Below are 7,938 nucleotides of genomic sequence, written 5' to 3'. Positions count from 1 at the left end.
CTCCCTTCCGGGAGCCCCGCTTTTTTATGGATGAATGGTTTGGTTCGGTGTGCTAAGAGTGGCGGCACACCACGCCTGTAAATCAAGGAGCGCAGTCATGCCATCCGATGTGATCGCCCGGATCAATCGCCAACCCGACTATGCAACCGACTGGCATGCGCATGACGTGGTGATGATGTTGGCGCCGGCGCGCGGTGTCTTTGCGGTGACGGATGAGAACCTTGGCCGCGATCGGAACGTGCCTCCCGGTGCCTTCTACTGGATCGACGCGCATTGTGGCCACCGTTCCCGCGCCGGCGCGGCGGATCAGATGCATTGGGTCTGCTACGCGCCGGCCGAGTTGCTGCATGGCGCGGTGCGCGGCGCGAGGTCCGGAATCGCAGCGTTGTCGCCTGCCGCCGAGCGTTTGCTGGGTCTGCAGCGCCTGCTCGCCGAGGATGATTCCGCAACCGACACTATCGGGTTGGAGGAAGATGTATCGGCATTGCTCTGGCGGGAGTGTGTCGCGCGTATCCAAGCTCCCGACGGGGCGGGGCGTATGTCGCGGGACGCGCGGCTGGTCGAACGGGTGAATGCCGAATTGCGGAACCGTCTGAACGAACATCCAAGTCTGGACCTGATTGCGCGGCTTTGCGGTGTGTCGCGGCGTCATCTCACGCGACTGTACCGCAGACAGGCCGGGCATACGATTCATGCCCAGCTCAACGCCATGCGCATGCAGCGCGCTGCGGTGCTGCTGGCGACTTCCGGCTTCACGGTGATGCAGGTCGCCAGCGAGATCGGCTTCGACAATCCATCGCATTTCGCCCGGGTGTTTCGCAATTGGCACGGGGTCGCGCCTCGCGTCTTCCGCGCGCGCACGCATTGAGTCCTGGGGGCCCGGGAACCTCGCTCAGTGGCCCGATTCGGGCTGAATCCACCCGAGCGCCGCGCAATCATTGCGGATGTCGTCAAAGACAGGCATGCGGAACCGGATGAGCGCGCGCGAACGGCAACAAACCGGTGATCAGGCATTCGACATGCGCGGTGTGTTCGGTGCGCTGATCACCTCGATGTCGTGGGGCGCAACCGGTGTCTGGGTGAATCTGGCGCCGACCCTGTCGCCGCTTGCACTGGTCGCCTGGCGCCTGTTGTTGGCGGCGCTGCTGTTTCTGGTCTTCTTCCCCCGTGTCAGGGGCGGCTACGGCCTCGTGGCAGCGGGTTTGGGGGGACTGCTCGTCGCCTACTACCTGGCCGCAGTGTTTGCGTTCCAGCACGCGCCGGTGGGAGAAGTGTCGCTGTGCATCGGCTGTGCTCCGTTGTTCGTGTTGTTCTACCGTGCTTTGGGCGGGCACCTACCTGCATGGCATGAGTCGTTGGCGGTGGTGATGACGCTGGCAGGTCTGCTGGTGATCGTCCGACCGGGACTGGGCGGGGCCTGGGTTCCGGGTACGGGGCTCGGGTTGATGTCGGCGCTCGGCGCTGCTGCGCTTACCGCCGCCTATGCGAGCATTCACCGTCATCTGGCTCTGCAGGCGCATGCGCCCAACGGCGCCGAAATAGGCCGTGCTGCCTTCGTTCCGCTGGGGCTCGCGCTGTTCGGCGTTGCATGGCTGTCGGGCGGTTCCGCGCGGGTGCTGCCCCCGGATATGTCCGCCGGCGCTGCAGTGCTCGGTCTCGGAATCATCTCGACGGCGCTGCCGACGCTGGCGGTCGCCGTGGCTTCCAGCCGGCTGGCGCCGTTTCTGAATACGCTGATACGCCTGAGTACGCCGTTGTTCGCGTCTGCTTTCGGCTGGATGTTTCTAGCTCAGCAACCCACGTGGTGGACGGTGGTGGGGGCGGCGCTGATTCTCTCGGGCCTGCTCGTCCAGAGTCTGACCCCTCGCCGCCCTCAGCGTTTGGGAGGCGGTGGATAGTAGACGGGATACCACAAGGGCGCCGCGGGCACGGTGATATAGCGTATCTGCGGTTCGATGGGCCACAGATGCGGAGCGCCGGCCTTGAGCACCGGCATGTGGTAGGCGTAGCCGCCGACCTTGCGTGTCTCGAATCGCGTGATGTCGCCGGCGATGGTGATCAGGCGTCCCTTGGCATAGAGCGCCGGATCGTAGAAGCCGGAGTTGCAGGCGACGAAGCGACCCAGCGAACGGGAACGCGACTCGCGCGGTTCACCTCCGGCGTATAGAGGCAGCGCCAGCACGATGAAACAGGTGCGGTCGGCTTGCGGCTCGGTAGTGATGAGTTCTCCGCCCCAGCGTACGCGCGCACCCAGGTAGTCGGTCCTGACGGCATCCTGCGGGGTGAGGTCGGCATACGGGCCCGATGGTTTCAAGGGCACGCCTGCGCAGCCGCCCAGCGCGAGAGCTGACACGGTGGCCAAGGCGATCGCGGCCGTCTGTCCGCACAGCCTGCTCCGCACTTCTCTAAGTGATCTGACGCGCACTTCTGCCCCTTCGGAATAAGAGATGGACGGTGCCGCGCACGAGCAGGCGCAATATCTGCACGATCAGCCAGCCCCATGCGTACAGCGTGAGCCAGAAATCGAGAAGATAATCCCACAGGTTGGGAGATTCCAGCAGATGCAGATCGAAGGCGAGCACGGCCAGCGCCAGCAGCCAGAGCAGACGCGAGCGGACAATGGCCAACCAGAGCATGACCGGCACCAGTGCGATCACCAGTACCAGCGGTTGATAGCCCAGCGCGTAGGGATCGAAGACCGTCAGACCGGCGGTCATCGGATACAGCACCGCGCCGCCGATCGAGGCGAGCCACCACAGGCGGCGGCGATCGACGGCGTCGAGCAGCGTGGGGCCGCCGGCGCGGCGGATCACCGCAGCCAGCATGACCATCCAGCTGACCGCGCTGAAATCGCCGAAGAATCCCCGCACGTAGCCGGCCAGGATCAGTCCGTTGGCAGGTACGAACAGCACGATCGCGGCGACGACGACCGTCAATCCGGTGCGCAGTCTCGAGGGCAGGTGCCGGATACCGGGCAGCAGCAGGATGCCGAGTACGACGATCAGCGCCTGCCCGCTCAGGCCGAAGGCCTGCTGTGCGAGGTGCTCAATGCCCATCGCCGTTCTCCGGAGCCGGCCAGTCGGCAAGCGGCTTCAACGCAGCGGCCGGGTCCTTGCGCGCGGCGCGGGCCTGGGCTTCCAGCCAGGCGACGTTGAACGCGGCGTGCGCGATACGCCGTCGCCACCAGGTGTAGACGATGTCGACGCGTCCGCCGCGCTGGATCATGTAGGGATAGGAAAACTCGGCCTCGTGGTTCGGACTGGAGGCGAGCGTGGCGACCCGGGTGAAATGGATGCCGTCGTCGGACAGGGCCAGCGCCAGCACGTTGCGGTTGGCCGGCTCGGGATTGTAGGCCATCAGAATCTGCCCGTTGCTCAGGCGCAGCGCAGCCACGGCGGAATTGGGGTTGGACAGCTTGAGGCGCTGCGGCGCGCTCCAGGTGCGGCCACCGTCGCGCGTGCCGCTCATCAGGATGCGGTTGGGCGCCGATCCGGCGTAACGCATGTAGGCGAAGGCCTGCATGGGGCCGACCGGCACCAGCGCCGGCTGTAGCGAGTCGGTGCCGGAGTCGATGCGGTAGCGGTGCAGCAGTCGGCCGTGGGGGCCCAGACGCAGCCATTCGCCGAACATGCCCATCGACTCGTTGTATACCGGCAGCGCTACGCTGCCGTCGGTCAGGGGTACCGGGTTCTCCCTGACCAGGGTGGAGATGTTGAACATCGGCGTGGTGATCAGGCGACGTGCCGGACTCCAGTGCGCGCCGTCGTCGCTGGAGACCATTTCGTTGAGAGCGCTGCCGGCCCAGCCGCCGATCGAGACGGTGACGTAGATCAGGTAGAGGCGCCCGTCGCCGCCGAAGAACAACACCGGATTCCCGGTCATGCGGGTGAAGCGCAGCGTGTCGCGCTGGGTGGAGAGCCGCCCGGCGACCGCTCGTGGACGGCTCCATTGTCCGTCGTGTTCGCGCGAGAGGTAGATGCGTACGTCGCGTGCGCCTTCGTGCGAGCCGCCGAACCAGGCGGCCAGCAGATCGCCGCCGGGTAGCGCCACCACGGTTGCCGAGTGCACGCTGGGCGCGACGGCGCGGGCGGGCAGCAGTTGCTGCGAGAACTGCGGCTGGGTGCCGGCGCTGCCCTGGGTCAGCGGTAGTGCGAAACGCGGCGGTGCGAGGTCTGCGCCGCGTAGCGCTGCGACGGTCAGCACTGCCGCGACCGCCAGCAGGCCGAATACCCGCAGCAACGGCCGTTCAGCCGCCATGCTTGACTCCGGGCGCGGTGGTGCAGCGTTGGTAACCGGCGCGGAACACGTCGATACGCGGAGCCAGAGCATCGAGGTCGTGCCGCGCGAGGGCGGCCAGGACTTCGCTCCGACTCAGGCCGGTGCGGCCCATGTGCACCCAGGACACGCGCGAGGTGAGCGTGCGGTATTGGGCCACCGGGGAGGCGCTCAGACCATGCGCCGCCATCGAGCTACGCATGCTGTCCACTTTTTGCGCTGCGGCGACGACCAGGAAGCTGCCGCAGTGGCCCTCGAGCGCGGGCGGCAGACGCCACCGGCTGTCGGTCTGCCACAGCATGCGCCCGAGTACGGCGGGCAGCAGCGCCGGTTGCGGTCCGTCGTACATCACCACCGGGCTGTTGCGCGTCATCTGCACGATCTGAGGCGGAATGGCGTTCAGGCCGAGCCGCGGATAGACCAGCCCCATGACCACCGCCCACAGCAGCGCGGAACTTGCCGCCATGGCAATGGCATTGTCCGCACGCCACCAGACGTACACGAACAGTGCCCAGGTCAAGCCGCCCAGCGCGATGGCGAAATCCACGCCACGGAACCAGCCGGCGGCGAACACCACCAGCCCGGCGACGGCGCCGGCCAGCAGCAGACCGAGCCACGCGGTCAGGCGACCGAGGCGCGGCATGGGCTGGTCGAGCAGGTGCGCAGCGATGATGGACAGCGGTATCAGCGAGGCGTAGAGGTAGCGTCCGAAGGTCTTGATCAGAAAGAACGGCGCGACCGTGATGATCAGCCACAGCAGCAGAAAGCCCAGATGAGGCATGCGCGCGCGCCAGTCGCTGCGGGCGGCGAGCAGCAGGGCGAGAAACGACCATGGCAGGCCGAGCACCAGCAGGCCGGCGAGCGGCTGCAGCGAGAACTGGAGGAAGTCGCGCGCGCGCAGCTCGGTGCTCAGCGTATGGTCGGACGTTCCCGGAAGCATGGTGTGCACGTAGACGAACCAGGGCAGCGCCAGAGCCAGAAACCCGCAGAAGGTCAGCGTCACGGCCGGCCAGCTTTCGCGCAGGCGTTGTCTGGCGCCGGCGGAGGTGAACAGCAGCGCGAGGATGCCGGCGCCGCTGAGCACGAGAACGATGGGGCCCTTGATCAGAAAACCCGCGGCCAACAGTACCGCGATGGGCGGCAGTAGCCAGTGCGAGCCGGTGCGCAGCCAGCGCAGGATGGCGTAGAAGGCGAGCGCGCTGAATGCTGCGGTGGGTATGTCCAGCAGCAGCATACGGCTGCCGATGGCGATGCTCGCGATGGACATCAGCACCAGGCCCGCGAGCAGGCTGCGGCGCCGGTCGCCGGTCAGTTCCCAGGCGATGAGCGCGGTGGCCAGCACGAATAGCGCGCCGAAGGCGACCGCGACGCCGCGCGCGCTGAGCAGCGAGACTCCGAATGCGCGATAGCTGACGGCTGTGAGCCAGTACAGCAGCGGCGGCTTGTTGAGGCGCGCGTGGCCGTCCAGGCAGGGCACCAGCCAGTCGCCGTGTTCGACGATGCACATCGGCGTGCGCAGGCCAAGGAAGTACTCGTCCTTGGTGGTGACACCGGTTGGTTGGCCGATACCGGGCGCGAAAGCCAGGCAGGCGAGCAGGAACAGGCCCAGCAGTAAAAGGGCGGAGCGCTTGGATGCGGGGGCGGAGGTCATGGGCGGGGCAGTATACCGTGATTGAATGGCTCCGCGGGCTGTCTGCCGGGCTGCGAGGCGCTCGCCATCGACCTGATCGGCCGTGGGCGTTGCGCCTTGCATTTCAGAGCGCTCACCCATTAGACGTGCCCCGGCCGATTTGTTCGGCATGCGCCGTGCGTTCCTTGTTTTCGCGCCGGGGGGAGAACGCCCGTCTCTCGACGAGAGTGTCCTCGAAACGCAGTCCGACGCGCGCAGGAGACAGCGGGGGGATCGATTGGGACTCAAGAACAACTCTCCAACCAATTTCAGGGCGCTATGGCAAACTGTTCCCTCTACGGCTTCGGGCCGATGATCTGAAAAGGAGGCGCCTCCGCATGTCCGGGGAGCTTTTGCCCTCGTTCGCAGTCGCTCTTGAGCTGCTGATACGCCTGTTCGTCGTCGTGCGCATTCTGCTGCGACGCCACGCCGAGCCGACCGCCCGCCTGGCGTGGATCGTGGTAGTGATGCTGGTGCCCGTGGGCGGGCCGATTCTGTATTTCATGTTCGGCGAGGTACGTCTGGGCCGGCGCCGCCTGCGGCGTCATCAGCGTCTGCGCCGCTGGCAGGCGAAGCTGCTGGAGGAGCCCCATGCGGATCATGCCGCGGATCTGGCGGCGGATCACCGGCCGATTGCCAATCTCGCCGAATCGGTCGGCGGAACGCCGGCCCGGCGCGGCAACGTGCTGCACCTGCTGAGCGATTCGGCGCGCATGATCGAGGCCCTGGTCGCGGATATCGAAACGGCGCAGCAGCATTGTCACCTGCTCTCCTATATCTATCTGACGGATTCCTCAGGCCGTGCCGTGGCCGAGGCGCTGGAGCGGGCTTCGGCCCGCGGCGTGGTGTGCCGGGTGCTGGTCGACGCGGTCGGTTCCAAACACTTTCTGCGTTCGGTCCTGCGCGGACGCATGGAGGCCGCCGGTGTGCAGGTGCGCGCAGCACTGCCGGTGAATCCCTTGCGCGCGCTGTTCGCACGGCTCGATGTGCGCAATCACCGCAAGCTGGCGATCATCGACGGGCGTATCGCCTACACGGGCAGCCAGAACATCGCGGACGCGGCATTCGCCCCCAAGGCCAGCTACGCACCCTGGGTCGATGCGACGGTGCGCGTGCACGGGCCGGTGGTGTGGGATCTGCAGCGCCTGTTCATCGAGGACTGGTACCTAGACGCCAACGACTGGCTGGGCGAGGTGCTGGCGGTGCTGCCGGAGCCGCAGGCCGGCGGTGTGGACGTGCAGGTGATCGGCACCGGGCCGATGTCCTACAACTATGCCATGCGCCAGGTGCAGCAGGCGGCGTTGCACCTGGGGCGCGAGGAGGTGGTGATCACCTCCCCCTATCTCGTCCCCGACGAGGGTACGGCGGCGGCTATCCACGCTGCGGCACAGTGTGGGACCCGGGTCAGCCTGGTGGTGCCTGCGCGCAACGATTCGCAGCTCGTGGCCGCCGCCAGCCGCGGTTACTATGCCGATTTTCTCGACAGCGGCGTTTGTATCCGCGAGTACCGCGACGGGCTGCTGCATGCGAAGACGCTCTCGGTCGACCGGCGCCTGAGCATCCTCGGCTCGGCGAATCTGGATCGGCGCAGTTTCGAACTCAATTTCGAGCTGTCCCTGATCGTCTACGACGACGGCTTTACCCGCCAGCTGCGGACCTTGCAAGGGGAGTACATTGCGGCCTCGGATACGGTGCTGCAGGCGCAGTGGGGGCGTTTGTCCTGGCCGAAGCGGCTGTATTTCAACGCGGCCGGTCTGCTGGGGGCTGTGCTCTAGGCCGCGCTAACAGTAGCGCCGAAGGTCGGGAAGCGGGCAAAAGAATACCCCGGCGAAAACGCCGGGGTAAGTTCTTCGACTTGAAGGGGGGAGACAAGTCGAAACCCGCCAAGGGGGGACGGCGGGGAGCGCCGGGCTAAGCGCTCATCAAGTAAGACCGGCGGTTTCGGAAAAGGTTCACCAAGTCCCGAAATTTTTTTGCGGGACGTTTGAACCGGG

At 66.5% G+C, this 7,938-nt stretch carries 7 protein-coding genes; 3 read left to right on the top strand and 4 right to left on the bottom strand.

All coding sequences use genetic code 11. The features are described 5' to 3' along the window. Positions 1-97 precede the first annotated feature (97 nt). Together P8014_RS12780 and P8014_RS12775 are read left to right on the top strand one after the other, a co-directional pair. Positions 98-868, top strand: a complete 771-nt coding sequence (locus P8014_RS12780) for an AraC family transcriptional regulator (protein ID WP_337817707.1) — start codon at positions 98-100, stop codon at positions 866-868. A gap of 106 nt (positions 869-974) precedes the next feature. Continuing rightward, a complete protein-coding gene (locus P8014_RS12775) occupies positions 975-1,898 on the top strand; it encodes a DMT family transporter (protein ID WP_337817706.1) in 924 nt (307 codons plus the stop codon). Here P8014_RS12775 and P8014_RS12770 read toward each other — a convergent pair. The 4 genes from P8014_RS12770 to P8014_RS12755 all read right to left on the bottom strand — a co-directional run bounded on the left by P8014_RS12770 (position 1,874) and on the right by P8014_RS12755 (position 5,926). Then, positions 1,874-2,314: a Slp family lipoprotein gene (locus P8014_RS12770; protein ID WP_337817705.1), complete on the bottom strand. Its 441-nt coding sequence runs from the start codon at positions 2,312-2,314 to the stop codon at positions 1,874-1,876. The two genes, P8014_RS12775 and P8014_RS12770, sit on opposite strands and share 25 nt — an antisense overlap. Before the next feature lie 91 nt (positions 2,315-2,405). After that, positions 2,406-3,056 carry a hypothetical protein gene (locus tag P8014_RS12765; protein ID WP_337817704.1) on the bottom strand — a complete coding sequence of 217 codons (651 nt, stop codon included), beginning with the start codon at positions 3,054-3,056 and terminating at the stop codon, positions 2,406-2,408. Continuing rightward, positions 3,046-4,257 carry a sialidase family protein gene (locus P8014_RS12760; protein WP_337817703.1) on the bottom strand — a complete coding sequence of 404 codons (1,212 nt, stop codon included), beginning with the start codon at positions 4,255-4,257 and terminating at the stop codon, positions 3,046-3,048. The genes P8014_RS12765 and P8014_RS12760 overlap by 11 nt, the downstream gene beginning before the upstream one ends. Next, positions 4,247-5,926, bottom strand: a complete 1,680-nt coding sequence (locus tag P8014_RS12755; RefSeq protein WP_337817702.1) for a glycosyltransferase family 39 protein — start codon at positions 5,924-5,926, stop codon at positions 4,247-4,249. Before P8014_RS12755 ends, P8014_RS12760 begins: the two co-directional genes overlap by 11 nt. Before the next feature lie 356 nt (positions 5,927-6,282). Between P8014_RS12755 and cls the strand changes: the two genes are divergently transcribed. Further along, on the top strand, positions 6,283-7,719 hold the full coding sequence (cls, locus tag P8014_RS12750) for a cardiolipin synthase (RefSeq protein ID WP_337817701.1): 1,437 nt from the start codon (positions 6,283-6,285) through the stop codon (positions 7,717-7,719). The last annotated feature ends 219 nt before the right edge of the window (positions 7,720-7,938 follow it).

The sequence above is a fragment of the Acidihalobacter sp. genome, from assembly GCF_037381185.1.
Classification (GTDB): domain Bacteria; phylum Pseudomonadota; class Gammaproteobacteria; order DSM-5130; family Acidihalobacteraceae; genus Acidihalobacter_A.
Note: the sequence above shows the minus strand (reverse complement) of the source record. Positions and strands in the feature narration are given on the sequence as shown.